Genomic DNA, 18,472 nt, shown 5'->3' on the forward strand with positions numbered 1-18,472 from the left:
AATATTTTTATCCATTCATGACAGCAATAAGTTCAATCGCGATATCCTGAAAGCCATTCGGGATATAAACACAAATCGATTCTGAATCCAGCATGCGCTGATACAGTTCATTATTGGGTTCAATCTCAAAATAATGAACGCCGGAACGTACCGGAATTGCAGTAGGCACCTGCATGAGATGCTGAACGGGTATAGCCGGTAAAGCTGCAACCACGCGTTGTTCTACATCTATAGTACTACCAATTTTAAAACGGATCGGAACATAGGCAATCAAGTCATGTGCAGGCATAACACTACTTGATACAGCAAGATATAACCGCGTATTGTGACTGATCTTATCGGTCTCCAGACTGCCAAACCAATAGGATGGGCGAGTTTCTTTTAAGCTGATACTGATATATCGATTCGAAATAATTGTATCGAGTAAATCTCTGAGAATAATATCCAGCTGATTGAAGCTGTCGTATAGATGATGATGCTGATACTGCGGCAATTGATCAATGTCATAGGCTGTTGAAAAGGTAAGTAGGGAACCACTGAGTCTTAAAAGTTCCGCATATAGCCGTTCCGGATGAATTTGTGGATACTGCAAAATATGATTTAAGGTTGCATAAGCAGTATTTAAGGCATTCACCAGCCAGAAAGAGACAATATCCCCAGAACGAAATTCAATCAGTTTCTGTTCGTTTTCACGGTTATTGGATTGAATCGTTTTAATCTTGGCCCGAATGATATTCAAAGTTCGCTTTAAATTGTCTAGCAGATATTCACAGGCCTGAATATGTAAAATTGGAGGAATGAATTTATGATCAAAAATAAAATTTCCAGAACTTTGTCGTTTGATTTGAGCAACCGGAAGATATAAATAACCATCCAGAGGCTGCTGAGGTTCTTGGCCAACTTCAAAAAGTTTAAATTCTGCCCGACGGCGTAACAGGGTGATCTCTGCAGTAGTGGCATCGGTGAATAAATCATGGGTCGAGATTAAATGTGAGTGATAACGACTAGATTGAGTGTTTTCGACATGACTTACATTTTGCTTGTTCGGCTGTAGCATTGGCAAAGCCAAATAAATTTGCATTTCACCACGCAGGTTTAAGGTATCCAGTTGTACAGGTTCTGGTAATAAATCCTGTGCAGGCGCCTGATAAATTTCACCATCTTGCCAGATCATTTCAATTTTACTTAATGCCAATATATGCATATTGAATTGAGCTTCATCAAATTGAATGGACTGGATCCCGTGAGCAAAAGGAAATGTCGCCCGAATCATATGACTCAAGCGTTGCTCATGATAGGCATCCTGTAATTGAAAATGTTGCGGTCTTAAAAATAGACCTTCGCCCCACAGTACTTTTTCTGCTTTAAACATTTTAATATTTACCACTCATTCTTGGATTCATCATTGGCATATATACCCAGTAATTCATGTACGTTTTCGATCGGATTCTCGTTCTTGATTACTTGAGCCAGCCATTCATGTAATGGCATCTGACTCCATTTAATCGTCTTTTGCAGCATGTAGCTCACTGGACTATGCGGTTCATGAGATTGAAAATATCGAGCGATGTCTTGTAATAACTGCATGGCCTGTTGACGGTTGGCCAGATGGTTTTGGGCTTGAGGTCGAAATTCTTGTATATTTTCAGGCGAGGTATTCATCACTATTATTTCAGGTATTTTGAGAGTGCCGAATTGCGGTGTATTTATTTGATCCTGAGATATTGAAGAAATATCAGTTTTATAAATGCGCTTAATACTGGAGAAGATCGATTCAAGTTGAGAATCTGTGCTCGCGTAACTCGGTGCATTTAGACCCAGTAAATGATCCAGTGTATTTTTAAGATACAGCCATTGGGTCTGAATCTCGAGAAGAAAACCTTCATTCTGGCTTAAAACTGTTTGAGAAGTTTTCAGCAACGATTGCTCAAAATGCTCCAAATCCTGAACAGTATTATTTTCAGAGTAGTCATCCTGCTGTTGTTTGAGTTTAATATTGCGTTGATGTAAGAATGCCTCATAATCACCTAAATTATAAAAAGGCGCAGAGCTGACCAAAGGCACCTGTTTCATCAGCATTGGCAGTTGCGTAATCAAACCTTGTAATAATCCAAAACGTTGATCAAGATCATCCTCTTCGATTTGAGGATGTAACGTGAACCAGTATCGCTCAAGGCTTTGCTGGGTCAACTCTAATCCTCGAGCAATTCCTTCAAAACCATAGAGATGACTCCAAGCTTCTATAAGCCAGGTATATAGACGGATATCCTTGGTTTTTTCAGTTAATAATTCAATCGTTTTATCATGTACAAGTTGCCAATCGGCCTGTTTCGGTTCCGAGACCCAGTCACCTTGCTCCAATAAAGGATCATCACGAGTTCTGGCCTTGTTAATCACATGAAAATCATTTGAAAATGAATAGTCCACACCGCACGGCTGATCGACTGAAATGTCTTGCAATAAATATTCAAATTCCAGGCTCATCTTTATTCCAATTATTATATTTTATTTGTTTTTATTTTTAGGTTACTTCAACTAGGCAGCATCTGCTTTATTGCTTTTAGAACGTACTTTTTGCGCTATTTTAACTTTCGGATCTACGCTATAAAAAATTTCATCATTCTTGATCTCAATGTGAATCAGTTTAGGAATCTTTCCCTCACTCATGGTTCTCAATATTTCTGTAGCCAAAGCAGGCAATACTGAAGCATTTAAAATATGATCAATATTGCGCGCACCACTATCAACCTCGGTACATCGGCTGAGCAGAAGTTCGAGCAAGTCCCCACTATAAGTGACCTGGGTGACATATTGCTGCTGAATGCGTCGGGTAATTTTCCCCAGTTTATGCTGAATAATCTGGATCAATAGCTCATCGTGTAAAGGATAATAAGGCACAATCTGCATACGCCCTAAAAATGCCGGTTTAAATTGCTGATATAAACTTGGTTTGAGCAGTTCAATTAATCTATTTGCATCCGGCCAGTTTTCGACGGGTTGATTTAAACAGGCCTGCATAATGGCACTAGAACCGACATTTGAAGTTAATAAGATTGTCGTATTTTTAAAATCAATCAGTCGACCTTCGCTATCTTCCAGCATGCCTTTATCAAAGACCTGATAAAATAATTCCTGCACATCAGAATGAGCTTTTTCGATTTCATCCAGTAAAATCACACTATAAGGATTACGACGCACTGCTTCAGTCAACACACCACCTTGACCATAACCGACATAACCTGGAGGAGCACCTTTTAAGGAAGACACGGTATGTGCTTCCTGATATTCCGATATATTGATCGTGATCAGATGCGACTCACCTCCATACAATTCTTGAGCCAAGGCCAGGGCAGTTTCAGTTTTTCCCACACCGCTTGGACCAAGCAATAAAAATACACCTTGTGGTTTGTTCGGATCATCCAGTTTTGCTTTAGATGTTTTAATACCTTGGACCAGTTGATGCAAAGCAAAGTCCTGACCCATCACACGCTGCGATAATTTATCTTGGAGTTTTAAGACCTGTCGGATTTCATCATTCATCATTTTACCGACTGGAATTCCGGTCCAGTCAGAAATGATCTGATGAATCATAGGGACTGTTACACGCTCGAACACAAGTGGGTGATCAGCCTGAATCTGGGTCAAACGCTGCTGTAATACTTTAATTTTATTTTTATTTTCAATTTTTTTGGATTGAACCTGTAATAATTTTATTTCCTGAACCAGTTGAAGTTCTTGCTGCCATTGCAGGTTTATCTGAGAAATTTCTTGTTCCAAATTTGAAATATTTTCTGATAATTCAATTAAACGTGTCTGATGACACGGAAAATTTTGATGCTCCTGATTTAAAATCTCATGTTCAAGCCGAAGATTATGCAGCTGTGCCTGTAACTGGTCTAACTTTGCAGGTTGTGCATTTTGGCTCAAAGCAACTCGTGCCGCGGCTGTATCTAATACACTAATGGCCTTATCCGGTAATTTCCGTCCACTGATATAACGATGCGAGTTACGTACCGCAGCAGCAATGGCTGCATCATCAATCTGCAACTGAAAATGCTGAGTCATGACCGGAATCATGGCACGCAACATATCGATGGCGACTTCCTCAGTAGGTTCTTCTACCTTCACTACCTGAAAACGGCGGCTAAGCGCAGCATCTTTTTCAAAGTATTGTTTGTACTCCGCCCAAGTGGTAGCGGCGATAGTACGCAGTTCTCCTCGTGCCAAAGCTGGTTTTAACAGATTGGCGGCATCATTCTGACCAGCCTGACCACCTGCACCAATCAGCGTATGGGCTTCATCAATAAACAGGATAATAGGATAACTGCAGGACTGAACTTCTTGAATGATTTGCTTCAGGCGATTCTCAAACTCGCCTTTTACACTGGCACCTGCTTGTAATAAGCCCAGATCCAATACATGAAGTTCTACATTTTTGAGTACATCAGGTACCTGATCATTCACAATTTTCAGGGCCAATCCTTCTACTACAGCAGTCTTACCGACTCCCGGATCGCCGGTAAGTATGGGATTGTTCTGATGACGGCGCATCAGAATATCCAGCATCAAACGGATTTCAAACTCACGACCGATCACCGGGTCGATTTGGCCTTGGCGTGCTTTTTCAGTCAGATTAATGGTGTATTGATCGAGTGCCAGTGTTTTATTTAATTTTAGCTGTGCGTTAGGTGAATCTTCTTTTACCTTAGTAAGCTGAGCATAGCTCGGGTTTTCAATACTCTGCTCGCAGAGCTCCAAAAAATGATGTTTGAGATGATCAATTGGAAATAGCTCAAATAAAGTAGAAGCACGAATCGTCATTTGATATAGATCAGGTGCAGTGAGCAGGGCAACCAGTAAATGTCCGCTGCGGATCATCGGATTCTGTTCTGCTGAAGCCAAAAGCCAGGCATGTTCTAATGCACGAATAATGGATTTGGCAAAGATAGGCGTACGAGAATTGCCTTTAGTCATTTGCTGAATGCTCTGATTCAGATCATGGGTTAGATCATCTTCGGAAATTTTATACTTTTTGAGCAATAATTTGAGATCGTTCAGGTCTGGCTGCTGTAGCAATTCTAAGAGAAAATGCTCAATTTCGATTTCATAATTTCGCTGTTTGATGCAGAAATTCGCTGATTTCTCAAGGCATAGGCGTGCATGCTCAGATAATTTTGTAATCAAAATTTTTAAATTACTCATATTTTTCTCTTTTAGAATATACAGCCTGATGTTTTTGGAATTTATAGCTATATATTTGTTATTATTAGGTTTATTTTTATTTATTTAAGTTTTTCTATGAGCAATCAAGATATATTGGCTCAAGATTTTTGGCATATTCTACTCAAGTCTATCCAAATGTCTGCATTCATTGGTCGGAATCTTACCATTTAAAAAATTACATAAAATAATTTAACAAAAACGCATTTATGTATTGACTTCCTGTGATAATTTTTTGTTAAATCCGCAACTAGATTTTTGAATTATAAAAATAGAAAAATAAATTTTGATTATAAAAATATAAAACAATAACCAAAAATTGAGGCTTATTTTGAAAAATAATCTAGGTTTTATTGTATTGCTCATCTCAGGGATGGCGCAGCTATGTTTTGCTCAAACCCATGCAGCAGAATTAAAAAAATCATGTATCAAGAGCTATCCACAAGCAAAAAATGATACTGATTCAACTATCATTGATTTATACCAGCAGTTATGCGACAAGACAGCAAGAAAAAATATGCATCTGCAGCAGCAATTGTCTACCCAAATTGCCAAACGCTATGTTGAAGTCGGTGATCATCTGAAAGCGCTCAATTTAATCGAGCAATTACATCAGCAAAATTACATTCATCAGAATTTAACTGATCTGAAATTCCTGGCAGGGATCGGGATCTCTTCCCAAAGCCTAGAACAAATACGTAGTACAGAAGTCCGTGCCTTAAATGACTTTACCTACCCACAGGCCAAATCGCTGACTGAACATATTTATCTGGCACAGCCTGTAGCAAAATTTTCTGAATCTGCATCAACGACGGCGCGGAATTCAAAAGTAAAAAATACTAAAAATAAACCAAATAACCCAGTAAAAAAAAGCCTAAGTCAAAACAAAAATAAAGTATCGAAAAGCAATCTAAAAAATAATACGGCTGCTATCAGTAATAAAAAAACAGAAAGTATCAGTACACGAACCCACACTCCTAGTACTAATCCATTTGGATCATTAAATAATAATTAATAAGGAAAATCATGATGGCTAAACGTGAAAGTGTACAAAAAAAATTACAGCGTATTCGACCACCACGGGTGCAATTGACCTACGATGTTGAGGTAGGTGATGGCCGTGAAGTCAAAGAGTTACCTTTTGTAGTGGGAGTTTTGGGAGATTTTTCAGCAGCGTCTGAACTTGAAAAAACCAAGCTCAAAGATAAAAAATTTATCAATGTAGACTTGGAAAATATTGATGAGGTGATGCAGTCTCTGGCGCCTCGTGCCAGTTTTCAGGTGGAAAATAGTTTGACTGAAGAGAGTGGTAAAATATCAGTAGATTTGGTTTTTAATGCAATGGATGATTTTCGGCCAGAACAGGTAGTCCAACAAGTCGAACCTTTGCGAAAACTGGTAGAAGCACGAGAACGTTTAACTGATTTACGCAATAAAATATCCAATAATGAACGTCTAGAAGATTTACTGGATGATATTTTAAAAAATACCGACCAAATCCGTAAAATGAGTATGGAGGCAGACAATGAATCACTCTAATGCTGCAACTACCACGAATGTTGCTATTGAAGAATACTCAATTCTGGACTCTATTGTTGAACGTAGTCGAATTGCGCGTAATGAAGAAGAACATGATCGGGCCAAAAGTTTGATTGGTGAGTTGGCCAAGGAAGTCATGGCCGGTACCGTTATAGTTTCAGACAATATGACCTTGGCTTTAGATAAACGCATTGCAGAAATTGATGCGCTTATTTCTACCCAGCTGAGCAAGATCATGCATCACGAGCAGTTTCAAAAAGTTGAGTCCACCTGGCGAGGGCTGTATTACTTTTGTCAGGAAACGCCATCACACTCTTTAATTAAAATTCGTATGTTGAATACGACCAAAAAAGAATTGATTAAAGATTTTCAAAGTGCCAGCGACTTTGATCAAAGTACTCTATTTAAAAAAATCTATGAAGAAGAATATGGTTCATTTGGCGGTGCGCCTTATGCGACCCTCATTGGTGACTTTGAGTTTGATCGCACACCTTCAGACCTGTATTTGCTCGAGCAGATTTCACATGTAGCATCAGCGGCACATGCACCGTTTCTCTCAGCTGCAAGTCCTTCCATGTTCGGATTGGAAACTTTTACTGATATTGATCGCCCACGCGATGTTTCTAAAATTTTTGAAACAGCTGAATATGTGCAATGGCGTTCATTCCGGGAAAGTGATGATGCTCGTTATCTGGCATTGACTATTCCACGAGTATTAGGCCGTTTACCTTATCATCCTAAAGATGGCAATACGACAGCAGGCTTTAACTATGTAGAAGAAGTTTCAGGTGAAAATCATAATGAATACCTGTGGATGAATGCTGCTTATGCTTTGGGGACGCGTTTAACCAATGCCTTTGATATGCATGGCTGGTGTGCTGCGATTCGTGGGGTTGAGGGTGGCGGTTTGGTCGAAGGTCTGCCAGTGCATACCTTTAAAACCAATGATGGAGAAATCATATTTAAGTGCCCGACTGAAATTGCAATTACGGACCGTCGTGAAAAAGAACTCAGTGATCTTGGCTTTATTCCATTAGTACATTGTAAAAATACTGATTATGCCGCGTTCTTCGGTGCCCAATCTACCCAAAAACCAAAGAAATATGATAACGATATTGCCAATGCCAATTCCGCATTATCCAGTCAGATACAGTACATTATGGCAGTCTCGCGAATCGCTCATTATTTAAAAGCAATAATGCGAGATAAGGTGGGAAGTTTTACATCTGCAGGAAATGTCGAAGCATTTCTAAATGACTGGCTATCTCAATATGTACTTTTGGATGACGGCGCTTCACAGGAAGCCAAAGCACAGTATCCACTGCGTGAAGCTTCGATAAAAGTTGTAGAAAATCCGACTGAACCTGGACACTACAAATCTGTGGTCTTTTTGAGACCGCATTTTCAGTTAGACGAGTTGTCTGTATCTTTACGACTGGTCACTGAGTTACCGCAGTCGAGTCATTAAGACTACTGCTAAAATTATAATAATATTTATAACAAAAGGAAAATTATTAAAATGAAAGACATTTACATCCAGTTTCGCGGCAAATATAAAGTTGATGGTGAATCTCGTGATTCAGAACATAAAAGCTGGCTAGAAGCAAATTCTTGGTCGCACAACATTCGTCAGCCAAAATCGGCAACATCTTCCAGTGTAGGCGGTCATACTGCAGAACGGGTTGAACATTCCGACATGATTTTTATGAAAGATCTGGATGCAACCAGTCCAAAACTTTGGGAAGCATGTTCAGCAGGTTATACCTTCGATGAAGTACAAATCGATTTTTATCGCGCTAATGGTGACAAACGCGTTAAATACCTGCAAATTAAATTAAAACATGTACTGGTTTCTCAGGTTACTCCGATAGTAAATCAAGAAGGCGTTCCAACAGAAGCTTTTGGTTTGAAATATGCTGCAGTTGAGTGGACGTATAATCAACAAGATATTAACGGTACACAAAAGGGTGCCGTGACCAAGAAATGGTCACTATCAAATAATACTGCCTCTTATGCAGCGTAATTTGATCTTTTAGAGGCTGGTCCTGATCAGCCTCTCTCCTGATATTTATAAAAATAAATAAAATTAGACTATAACAATATGAATTTGGATCAGCTTTATCCTTACGGATTTAGAACAACATTATTTGACCGTCTCTTGTCTCAGGATACTCAAAGTTCTCAAGGCCTTTCTTTACAGGCGTTGAGAGAGTCGGTGGCTGCCGATCTCGAAGATTTATTAAATAGCCGTATGGCTAATCTGGATACGATGGTTAATGGTTATGATCAGGTCAAACGTTCAATTCTTCAATTTGGCATCATTGATTTTGTGGGGCTCTCAACAGCGAATCCAATGGACCGAGATAAAATCTGCCACTCGATTGAACAGTCTATTCACGCGCACGAACCTCGTTTAAAGCAGGTTAAAGTCGAGATGCTGATGGATGAGCATAACAGGGGCAGTCTGTGCCTCAGTATTCAGGCATTTTTAAATATTTATCCTCTATATGAACCGGTAATTTTTGACGCATTCCTCAAGCCTACTACGCAACAATACGTAATTTTGTCTAAAACATCAGCAGGTGTGCTGTGATCGAAGAATTATTACCTTATTACGAAAAGCAATTACAGGAATTTGGGCAACAATCACGAGAGTTTGCTAATAAATATCCAAAAATTGCCCAACGCCTTTCGTTGAATCAAGAGCAGATTGATGATCCGCATATCGAAAGACTGATTCAGGCATTTTCTCTGATTTCTGCCCGAATTGATAAAAAACTGCACGATAGTTATGAAGTATTTACACGTTCTATTTTTGAGGTGATGTTTCCACAGTACCTTAAACCTTTTCCGGCATGTTCAGTGGTCAGTTTTGATGATGGCAGTAAAATACGACAGCTTAAAAGTAGCCAGCAGATTCCTAAGCAAACTGTATTAAAATCAAAAAGTATCCGTGGGGTACAGTGCGAATATCGTACGGTAAACCAGGTTGATTTATTACCTATTGCATTAAAATCGGTCAACTTTAAAACGTACACTTCAGCCCATGTTCATTTAAATCGAAATGCAACCTTGATCTTTGGTTTCGAAATATTTAACCAGCGGCAGCGACTGCTAGAACAACAAAAATTACCTATTTACCTGGATGCAATTTCCAGCTTTCCATTGCAAGTACTGGATTGTATTTTTAAGCCAGAGACTGGTTTTTCTGTAATAGTACAGAATCAAGAGATTGATATTCAAAATCCATTTGAACTGATGGGATTTACTGAAGCGGAAAGTGCGCTGCCAGTTGATCAGCATACTCATCATGCCTATCGTTTATTAATCGAGTATTTTTGCTTTCCAGAAAAATTTAATTTTCTTAACCTCAATCTGAGTTTTTTAAAAGAATTAAATATAAAAACCGCAGAATTTGAGCTACACATTCATTTTAAAATAAATCTGAATGATCAAGCTGTGATCAGAAATTATTCAGAATTAAATAGCGCTAATTTCAAATTATTTGCGACACCAGTTATAAATTTATTCCCTAAACGGGCTGAGCCACAGAAAATTGATCATTTTCGTCTGGAATATTCATTAATAAGTGATGTACATCATCCTGAATATTTTCAGGTATATGCGATCACCGAAATGAATTTATTGCAAGAGAAAAGCGAGAACAGTCAAACGACCTATCCCGTATTACCTTTTTTTGCCATGAGTCATTATCATCAGGCAGATGTGCAATTTTATTATCATCTGTTACCAGAGCAAAATAATAACAAACATAGAGGACTGAAATATTCGATTATTTCCAAATCTTTAAAACCCCAGAAAACTTCATCAGACTTTATCAGTATGCAGTTGTTATGCTGCAATCGGGATTTACCTTATGAAAGTTATCACAAAGATCAGAACAGCTTATCTCTAAATGACAATAGTTTGGCACGTAAAGCCGTGTTATTGAAAAGACCCAATTTACCTTATTGTTTTGATCAAAAGCAGCAGGAACAGTGGCGAATTATCTCGCATTTATCATTGAATAATCTGTCTTTAATGAAAGCAAATGCAGTCAGTCACATTAAGGAATTACTCGAACTGTATAACTTGCCGCAATCCAAAGACAACCGGCTAATTATTAATTCAATTCAATCGATCCAGTTTTCTCTGACCCAGAAGTTGCGTGAGCATAAACCATTTCCACTTTTTGTACGGGGTGTCAAAGTTGAAATTCAGATCGATCCAGAAATCTTTAGGGGAGCCAGTCTGTATATCTTTGTGCAACTTTTAAATCATATTTTTAATTTGAAAGTTCAAATGAATAGTTATGTGGATATGCACGTCATAGATTCAAAGTCAAAACAGGAGTTATACCAATGCATACAGAATGTTGGTGGCAAAAGGCTTCTGTAGTTGATCGGCTCTTTCAGCAGCCGACCAGCTTTGAATTTATTCAAGCCACGCGATTATTAAGACATGCACCTGAACGGAACAGACATCAAGAATGGAGTAAATCATTTGAATTTATTAGTTCACTCAATCTTAATTTTCCGACTTCTGAAATTGAATCATTGCAATGTCGAGATCATAAAGTTCAGATGACCAATTTAATTGTGGGGTTGACTGGCGTACAGGGCGTATTGCCTTATATCTATACACATAAAATTAAACAGAGTACCCGGGCACACCGAGAAGAAAGCTTACACTTTCTCGGACTGTTTAATCATAAATTGACTGCACAATATGTCGATGCCTGTCTGAATTATCATTTACCACTGCGTTATGAAATTGAGCAGGAAAATCATTATCTAAACATGCTTCATGCTTTGAGTGGCTATAGCGGTCAACAACATGAACAGCAACCTAGAGATGACTACTTTGCTGAGTTTTCAGGCTTGATGCAGGGGCAAAATAATACCCATTATGCTTTAAGCAGCATATTGTCCTGTATTTTTAAATATCAATTTGAGATCAATGAGTTTATTCCGGAAATCTTCCAACTGGATGATCAGCAAAAAAGCGGTTTGGGAGCTTTGCAACCAGTTTTACTGGGAATCAACAGCTTCTGTGGAGAAACCATTCAGCAAATTGATGAAAAAATTGAAATCGTCATTGGTCCATTAAAACGTGAAGACTATCTAAATTTTTTATCTGAAGGAATACATAGCTCCAAATTGAAACAGTTACTTCAAACCTGGTGTAGCCCGACTATGTTAGTGGATCTTCGGTTGATTTTAGACAAAGATGAATTATGTCCAGCCCAACTTGGAGAAGTAGATTCGATGGGGTTGGCCAGAGGAGCCTTATTAATGCCGAATCAGGCAATCCACAATGCGGAAACCTGCTATAGCCTGATAGGAAAGATGTCATGATTAAGCATATTATTCAGACTTTTATAGTTTTATCCGTTATAAACAGTGCTCTCGTCATTTATTACTGGCGAGATACTCAATACGATCCATCAAATATTGATTTCCTATTATATTTTGGTATTTTACCTTTGTTAATTTGCTTGTTGTTATTGACACCTTATTTTATTTATAAAGCTGTAAAATCCTATAAACAAAGACAGCAAGAACAAAAGGATAGGGCTCATAAATCTCTTCAAGCACAGCAGCAAGAAGTAGAGAATAAAGAAGAATTGTATCAAGCGATTGAGAATTACACGCTCAATATTTTTTCAGCTGCCGCCTGGCACAGTTTTGGCAAAAATGCAGAGATCTTGCAACACATGAAGCAGTTCAAAAGTCCTGAGCTGGACTCAGAACTGCTAAATCGTTTTAGTCTACCTATATTGACATATCGTATTCATGCTGTGGACCGCTTACTCGAAGAAAACGGGACTAGCGAAGAAATGCTTCCAACATTACAGGAACAACGAATTCAACAGTTGATTCAACAACAACTCGAACAGCATGAAGAAAGTCTGAGCTTAATTTCAGAACAGTTAAAACGTTCAGCACTATTTTATGATCACGAACTGGCTTATGAATATCGAATGCATCCGGGATGGATACAGGAGAACTACTGTGAAGATGAAGGAAATATTGCCTCTAATCTAATAGCAGTAAGCCGATTAAATAGGTTGAATCTGCATATTTTATTGGCGGATCATATGACTGGGGAGTGGAGTGATCTCTATCAAGAGCAGCTTATAGGTCAAATTCAACAAAAATATGCATTGCTGCCTGCCCAAATTCATATCAATTTTCACTTTCTGCCTGCTGATCATGCTTATTCAGCTTTGCTGGAGCTATTACAGGAAATTTCAGGTCAATCACATGAGATCAGTCTGATCATTATGGCGGATTCTGAAATTGATCAGGATTGTCTGGATCAGCAATTTTGGCAAAATGAAGAGTATATTGCTGCAGAATATACTGCCAGCTGGTGTTTATCCGCACATGACTTAGAGGTTGAGGGGATGATGCCTTCACGAATATTGACTCTCAGCAAGTACGTCACTGACCTATATGCGTACTTGGGTCAGAATCAGGTTGATCTGTCCTATCAGCTGGAACAGGCACATCCTTTTTTAGTTTTCTTAGATGAAGCCACTCAGTCTAAAACAATGAAAATAATACAAGAAAAATTTACTAATATTGATTTTGAGCCGGAGCATACCATTTATCCTCAAAGCTATTTGGGGCATACCCAACAATTGGCAGCAGTTTTTGCAGCGATGATGTCATCATATCTATACGACAATGTCATTACAATAAGCTATAGCACACAACAAGAATCAAGCTATTTATGTTTTAAAAATAAAGAAAGTGATCAACTGAATGAAATCTCATTAGTAGCCTAACTATTTATAAAAATTAAAGAAAAAAGAGATAAAAGTGAATACATTATTTTATACAGTCCTGGGGTATGTCTGGCAGTACATTAGCAACCCTAAAACAATGATGGCCTTATCCTTTTTAGTGGTCATTATTTCTATAAAAAATACGGTTTATGATCGCATTTTCTGGATATTGCTGACCGTCTATGTCGCCATATTAATAGGCTGGGGGATTTATACACTTATCCGGTGTTATCTGCATACTAAAAAGGGTCAAGAAATCGAGACTGCCTTATCTCAAGGTTTTGCAGCTGAAAGCAAATACAATAATAAAGAAGAACTTCAGCAGATCAGTCAGCAAGTCAAACAATCTATTCAGCTGATTCGTAAGTCAAAATTAGGCGATCGTAAGGGTCACGCGGCACTGTATGAACTTCCTTGGTATATGGTCATCGGTAACCCGGCGGCTGGGAAAAGCTCGGCGATTTATCATTCCGGTTTGCGGTTTCCTTTTGAAGAAACTCATCAGAAAATGGTCTCTGCCGGACTTAGCGGAACTCGAAACTGTGACTGGTTTTTTTCAACTCAGGGTATTTTCCTGGATACAGCCGGACGCTATTCAGTCTATCCGGAGGACCATTCTGAATGGTTAGGCTTTTTAAATATTCTCAAGAAAAATCGTTCTAAAGCGCCCGTAAATGGTCTTATTGTGATCGTAAGTATCGCTGAGTTGGTCAATCAAAGTCCGGAGAAATCTCTACAACTGGCTAAGAACCTGCGTGCCCGTATTCAAGACCTGACTGAACGTCTAGAAGTTTTTGCGCCAGTTTATTTGGTATTTTCCAAGATGGACCTGATTGCCGGCTTCACGGAATTTTTTGATTGTTATCAAGGACAAGAATTGGATCAGGTTTGGGGCGCAACGTTGGCTTATCAACCAGACTCGAGTGAAAATGCTGTTCAGCTATTTGAAAAGCATTATGGCATTTTATATGAGGGTCTGAAAAATGTAAGTATGACCCATTTAACCCGTCGGCATTCACAGCATATTTCACCCAGTGTAAGGACCTTTCCACTGGAATTTAAGAGTCTCAAACCGGTATTAAGAACCTTTATTTCCACTTTATTTCAAGACAATCCTTATCAGTTTAAACCGGTTTTTCGTGGATTTTATTTTACCAGCGCCTTACAGGAAGGCTCCATTGAAAGTCCAATGACAGAACAGATTGCTGAGGACTTTCATCTGATCCGCAGCGATAATCATGATCTTGGCCTGTCTAAAGAGTCTGTATCACAGAATCATGGTTATTTTCTGAAAGGTTTATTTTCTGAAGTGATTCTTAAAGATAAAAATCTGGTGAAGCAGCATATTAATCCGGCACGAAAACGCCGACGCTTTATGGCTTTTACTGGTGCTTTACTTACTGTATCGATGGTGTTGAGTCTGTGGGTGTGGTCTTATCGAAATAATCAGCAATTAATGGAAGAAGTTCAGGCGGACCTGAATAAGGTCGTACAGATGCAGAAACAGTCAGGAACGGAGCTGGTCACACAAATCGATGCATTATTAATTTTGCAAGCTCATCTACAACAGTTAGATCAATTTGATCAGAAGCGCCCATTAAAATACAGTTTTGGTCTATATCAAGGACAACAGATCAGGGAGAAACTGCAAGCTGAATATCTTAAAGGAATTGAGCAATTAGTATTGCAGCCCAGCCAGCAAAATATTGCAGAATATCTACAACGGGTAAAAAACAATGCAGCAGTTCTTAAAGAAAATCATATTCATGTGCAAATTAATCCGACTGCACAAGTTCAGCAACTCGCATTAGAACCATCTGACCAAAATCCGCAAGATGCTTATAATGCACTTAAAACATATCTGATGTTGAGTAACCGTAAATCTATAGATTCCAGTCATCTCAGCGATCAGTTGACACGTTTTTGGCGGACTTGGCTGGATCAGCATCGTGGTCAGCTGCCACGTGCTGAAATGCTGCAAAAGGCCGAGCAGTTACTTAGCTATGCCATGACACTGACAGATTCGAGTTCATTTCCCCAGCTGGATTCCGATACTGTTCTGGTTGAACAGACTCGCCAGGTTTTAACCGCGATGATGACCGGAGTGTCTGCACGAGATCGTGTATATAACAAAATTAAAATGCGGGCTTTGGTACGTTTTCCTGCATTAACGATCAAACAGATGGTCGGGGAGAATGCTCAGACAACCATGTTGGGAAGTTATGCCTTACCCGGTTTTTATAGCTATCAAGCCTGGAACGAATATGTACAACCTGCCATAGAAACCGCGGCGCAAAGCCCAACTGAAAGTAAAGATTGGGTACTTAATACATCACAGTCTGATGATTTGAGTTTTAGTGGCAGTCCTGAACAAATTCGACGCCAGCTGACTGAAATGTATAAAAAAGAATATATCAGCGAATGGCGTAAATTCTTGGGTGCCATTTATTATGCCAAGGCCGGTGACTTTAATCAGCAAACATATCAGATAGATATTCTTGGCGAACCAGAAAACTCACCGATTCGTAAAGTCATACAACGGGTAGCGCAAGAAACCAGCTGGGATAATCCAATGGTACAAGCTGAGTTGGCGGTTCCACAAAAAGGTTTTATTGCCTGGTTTAAACGCAAGATATTGCAACGTCATGATGGCAAGTTGGCACAGAATTCTGCATCGACTTTCTCTCAGGGGATGATTGCCAAAGACTTTCAGATCTTCTACCAGATTGTACGTACACGAGATGATTTGCAGAACCGGTCGCTGCTGGATGAGTATATGCAATCTCTGGCCAAGATACGGAGTCGCTTTAATGATCTAAAAAGTTCTGGAGATATTGGTCCGGCGAGCATGATGCTCCTTAAGCAGACCGTTGATGAGCAGAATTCTATCTTTAATATCACTCAAAAGTTTGTGGATGAGAAAATGTCGGTAGGAACCCATGAGCTGGATCAACAGCTGATTAAGAAGTTGTTTAGTGTTCCTCTCACACGTTCCTTTGAAAGTCTGATGCTTCCGGCACAAGCTGAAATGAACGAACTCTGGCTAATACAGGCCTATCAACCATTTAATGCAAATTTATCGCAAAAATATCCGTTTAGCAGTCAAGGTAGCTTACAGGCAACCTCTCAAGAAATTAATCAGATTTTTGGTGAAAATGGCAGTATTTCCCGTTTTGTCAAAGAGCATCTTGATTCCTTAGTGATCCGTCGTGGCTATAGCTTAAGCTCGAAAACCTGGCAAGATTTAGGGCTTAATCTAAATCCTGTGTTTGTTGCAAACTTTCAAAATTATGTCGCGCCTGTGAATGGTATGGCAACTGGTGAGTTAAATAATACCAGTCGTCAGGCAGTGAGCCCCAATCAATCTAATTTCCAGTTTTACCCACTGGAACAGGCTCATTTATTGGCTTATACCATTGATATTGATGGACAAAGAATGCTATTTGAAAACGGAATTCAACAATGGGTGAATTTTATCTGGCCAAATTCCGGCGCAATTCCAGGCGCACGGATTACGGTGATTGATTTGGAAGGGAAGACCCATACCATTTTTGATGAGCCTGGGGAATATGGAATCAACCGTTTGATTGATAGTGCTCAGCGTACACAAAAAGGCAATATTTTTGAGATGGTCTGGCGCAGTAAAGAGAATCCTGAACTATTTGTGAAGACCAATTTTCGTTTGGTGAGTGGGAATAATGCAAGTTCTATCGGAAGTAATCCAAGTTATAGCAATTTGCAGTTGGTGGATCAGGTTGTTTTGAATAAAGTAGTGAGAGTTGTCGCAGCACAGAATACGATGATGTCAGGAAAAACAGCTCATACAACTAGGACGACTGCTGCAAACACAGGAACTTCAATGCCATGACCTTGATCAATCAATTATATTGTAAATGGATCACGTGGGTGAATTGATATGAATTAAAAACAACTAATTTTAATGTAGAAAATAACTCAAGGTTGGCGACACTAGAATAGTCTTTAACTGCAAATCAGATGAGCCTGACTCAAGGCATTAAATTGATTAAATAAACATTTATAGAAGCATAAAATGAAAATAAAAAATAAATACTTAAAGTTAAATAAAATCATCATTTCATCCTGTTTTTCAATTGGTTTTAATGTGCATGCACAACCTGTAATTGCTGAAGGTACTGTATCGAATAACAATAGCAAGCAAGCTATTTTGGCGAAATTGTATTCAACTTATGGTAAGGAAAATGTGGTGGATCGCATTCAGATCCGCCAAGTAGTGGCACCAACGAATTGGTCGAATATAGTCATTGATGTGATTAATGAAGACCTTAAAAAGGTTAAACAGGGAACCTTAACGGTTAAAGGTTCTGATATTCAGCTAACGGGTAAAGTATCAACTTCTTATGAAATTCAGGATACTACAGAGAAATTTAAGGGTTTAACACCCGAAAATTACCGTTTAAATGCACAGCTTTCAGTCAATCAGGCAGAACAGAAGATTATTGATGCTGCATTAAAGAACCGGATTATTGAATTTGAATCTGGCAGTGCAATATTAGCAACTTCAGGTATACAGATACTGGATGAAATGGTCAGTGCCTTAAATAAAGTTAGCGGAAAAAAGATACGGATTATTGGACATACGGATAGTTCAGGCGATACTAATAAAAATCTCATGTTGAGTCAGCAACGTGCAGAAGCAGTAAAAGCTTATTTAATCGCAAAAAATCTTCCAGCGCATTTACTGAGTACTGAAGGTTCAGGTTCAAGTAAACCTGTAGCGGATAATGCAACAGCTGAGGGTCGTAAGAGAAATCGTCGGATTGAATTTGAAGTGCTTTAACGTTTAAGTTGCTTGAGCAGCTATAAGTATATGGTGAATGACCTGTATGAGTATATTAATAGTATTTCGTATAATGTATATTATGTTAAATACAAGTTAAA

At 38.8% G+C, this 18,472-nt stretch carries 13 protein-coding genes; 10 read left to right on the forward strand and 3 right to left on the reverse strand.

Features of this window, described 5'->3' with window-relative positions; translation table 11 throughout:
* Positions 1 to 7: 7 nt before the first annotated feature.
* From tssK to tssH, 3 genes are read right to left on the reverse strand one after another with little or no spacing between them, the layout of a single operon-like run.
* A complete protein-coding gene (gene tssK / locus NI464_RS11715) occupies positions 8 to 1,372 on the reverse strand; it encodes a type VI secretion system baseplate subunit TssK (protein ID WP_253138602.1) in 1,365 nt (454 codons plus the stop codon).
* Positions 1,373 to 1,380: 8 nt separating this feature from the next.
* Entirely contained in the window at positions 1,381 to 2,484 is a 1,104-nt protein-coding gene (gene tssA / locus NI464_RS11720; RefSeq protein WP_180087328.1) for a type VI secretion system protein TssA, read from the reverse strand.
* Between the two features lie 51 nt (positions 2,485 to 2,535).
* A complete protein-coding gene (gene tssH / locus NI464_RS11725; protein WP_253138604.1) occupies positions 2,536 to 5,202 on the reverse strand; it encodes a type VI secretion system ATPase TssH in 2,667 nt (888 codons plus the stop codon).
* Positions 5,203 to 5,551: 349 nt separating this feature from the next.
* Here tssH and NI464_RS11730 point away from each other — a divergent pair, with 349 nt between their 5' ends.
* The 10 genes from NI464_RS11730 to NI464_RS11775 all read left to right on the forward strand — a co-directional run bounded on the left by NI464_RS11730 (position 5,552) and on the right by NI464_RS11775 (position 18,371).
* Positions 5,552 to 6,235, forward strand: coding sequence for a hypothetical protein (locus NI464_RS11730; RefSeq protein ID WP_253138606.1), 684 nt, complete (start codon positions 5,552 to 5,554; stop codon positions 6,233 to 6,235).
* A 14-nt stretch (positions 6,236 to 6,249) separates the two neighbouring features.
* Positions 6,250 to 6,759 (forward strand): type VI secretion system contractile sheath small subunit, encoded by a 510-nt coding sequence (gene tssB / locus NI464_RS11735; RefSeq protein ID WP_180087331.1) that lies wholly within the window; start codon positions 6,250 to 6,252, stop codon positions 6,757 to 6,759.
* Entirely contained in the window at positions 6,746 to 8,227 is a 1,482-nt protein-coding gene (gene tssC / locus NI464_RS11740; protein ID WP_253138607.1) for a type VI secretion system contractile sheath large subunit, read from the forward strand. The genes tssB and tssC overlap by 14 nt, the downstream gene beginning before the upstream one ends.
* Positions 8,228 to 8,278: 51 nt before the next feature.
* Positions 8,279 to 8,782 carry an Hcp family type VI secretion system effector gene (locus NI464_RS11745; RefSeq protein ID WP_180087333.1) on the forward strand — a complete coding sequence of 168 codons (504 nt, stop codon included), beginning with the start codon at positions 8,279 to 8,281 and terminating at the stop codon, positions 8,780 to 8,782.
* A 78-nt stretch (positions 8,783 to 8,860) separates the two neighbouring features.
* On the forward strand, positions 8,861 to 9,352 hold the full coding sequence (gene tssE, locus NI464_RS11750) for a type VI secretion system baseplate subunit TssE (protein ID WP_253138609.1): 492 nt from the start codon (positions 8,861 to 8,863) through the stop codon (positions 9,350 to 9,352).
* Positions 9,349 to 11,157, forward strand: a complete 1,809-nt coding sequence (tssF, locus tag NI464_RS11755) for a type VI secretion system baseplate subunit TssF (protein ID WP_253138611.1) — start codon at positions 9,349 to 9,351, stop codon at positions 11,155 to 11,157. The genes tssE and tssF overlap by 4 nt, the downstream gene beginning before the upstream one ends.
* Positions 11,121 to 12,116, forward strand: a complete 996-nt coding sequence (gene tssG / locus NI464_RS11760) for a type VI secretion system baseplate subunit TssG (RefSeq protein WP_253138617.1) — start codon at positions 11,121 to 11,123, stop codon at positions 12,114 to 12,116. The genes tssF and tssG overlap by 37 nt, the downstream gene beginning before the upstream one ends.
* Entirely contained in the window at positions 12,113 to 13,552 is a 1,440-nt protein-coding gene (locus tag NI464_RS11765; protein ID WP_253138619.1) for a hypothetical protein, read from the forward strand. The genes tssG and NI464_RS11765 overlap by 4 nt, the downstream gene beginning before the upstream one ends.
* 34 nt (positions 13,553 to 13,586) lie before the next feature.
* Positions 13,587 to 17,420 carry a type VI secretion system membrane subunit TssM gene (gene tssM / locus NI464_RS11770; protein WP_253138621.1) on the forward strand — a complete coding sequence of 1,278 codons (3,834 nt, stop codon included), beginning with the start codon at positions 13,587 to 13,589 and terminating at the stop codon, positions 17,418 to 17,420.
* A gap of 183 nt (positions 17,421 to 17,603) precedes the next feature.
* Positions 17,604 to 18,371, forward strand: coding sequence for an OmpA family protein (locus NI464_RS11775; protein WP_253138623.1), 768 nt, complete (start codon positions 17,604 to 17,606; stop codon positions 18,369 to 18,371).
* Positions 18,372 to 18,472: the final 101 nt, after the last annotated feature.

Origin of the sequence: Acinetobacter lwoffii (assembly GCF_024129685.1) — a bacterium.
GTDB classification, from domain to species: Bacteria; Pseudomonadota; Gammaproteobacteria; order Pseudomonadales; family Moraxellaceae; genus Acinetobacter; species Acinetobacter lwoffii_X.

Bases quoted from the DNA above. Each gene is read 5' to 3' on its own strand.
- tssB (WP_180087331.1), top strand. From the start codon at position 6,250: ATGGCTAAACGTGAAAGTGTACAAAAAAAATTACAGCGTATTCGACCA.
- NI464_RS11765 (WP_253138619.1), top strand. From the start codon at position 12,113: ATGATTAAGCATATTATTCAGACTTTTATAGTTTTATCCGTTATAAAC.
- NI464_RS11745 (WP_180087333.1), top strand. From the start codon at position 8,279: ATGAAAGACATTTACATCCAGTTTCGCGGCAAATATAAAGTTGATGGT.
- tssG (WP_253138617.1), top strand. From the start codon at position 11,121: ATGCATACAGAATGTTGGTGGCAAAAGGCTTCTGTAGTTGATCGGCTC.
- tssE (WP_253138609.1), top strand. From the start codon at position 8,861: ATGAATTTGGATCAGCTTTATCCTTACGGATTTAGAACAACATTATTT.
- tssC (WP_253138607.1), top strand. From the start codon at position 6,746: ATGAATCACTCTAATGCTGCAACTACCACGAATGTTGCTATTGAAGAA.
- NI464_RS11775 (WP_253138623.1), top strand. From the start codon at position 17,604: ATGAAAATAAAAAATAAATACTTAAAGTTAAATAAAATCATCATTTCA.
- tssK (WP_253138602.1), bottom strand. From the start codon at position 1,372: ATGTTTAAAGCAGAAAAAGTACTGTGGGGCGAAGGTCTATTTTTAAGA.
- tssA (WP_180087328.1), bottom strand. From the start codon at position 2,484: ATGAGCCTGGAATTTGAATATTTATTGCAAGACATTTCAGTCGATCAG.
- tssH (WP_253138604.1), bottom strand. From the start codon at position 5,202: ATGAGTAATTTAAAAATTTTGATTACAAAATTATCTGAGCATGCACGC.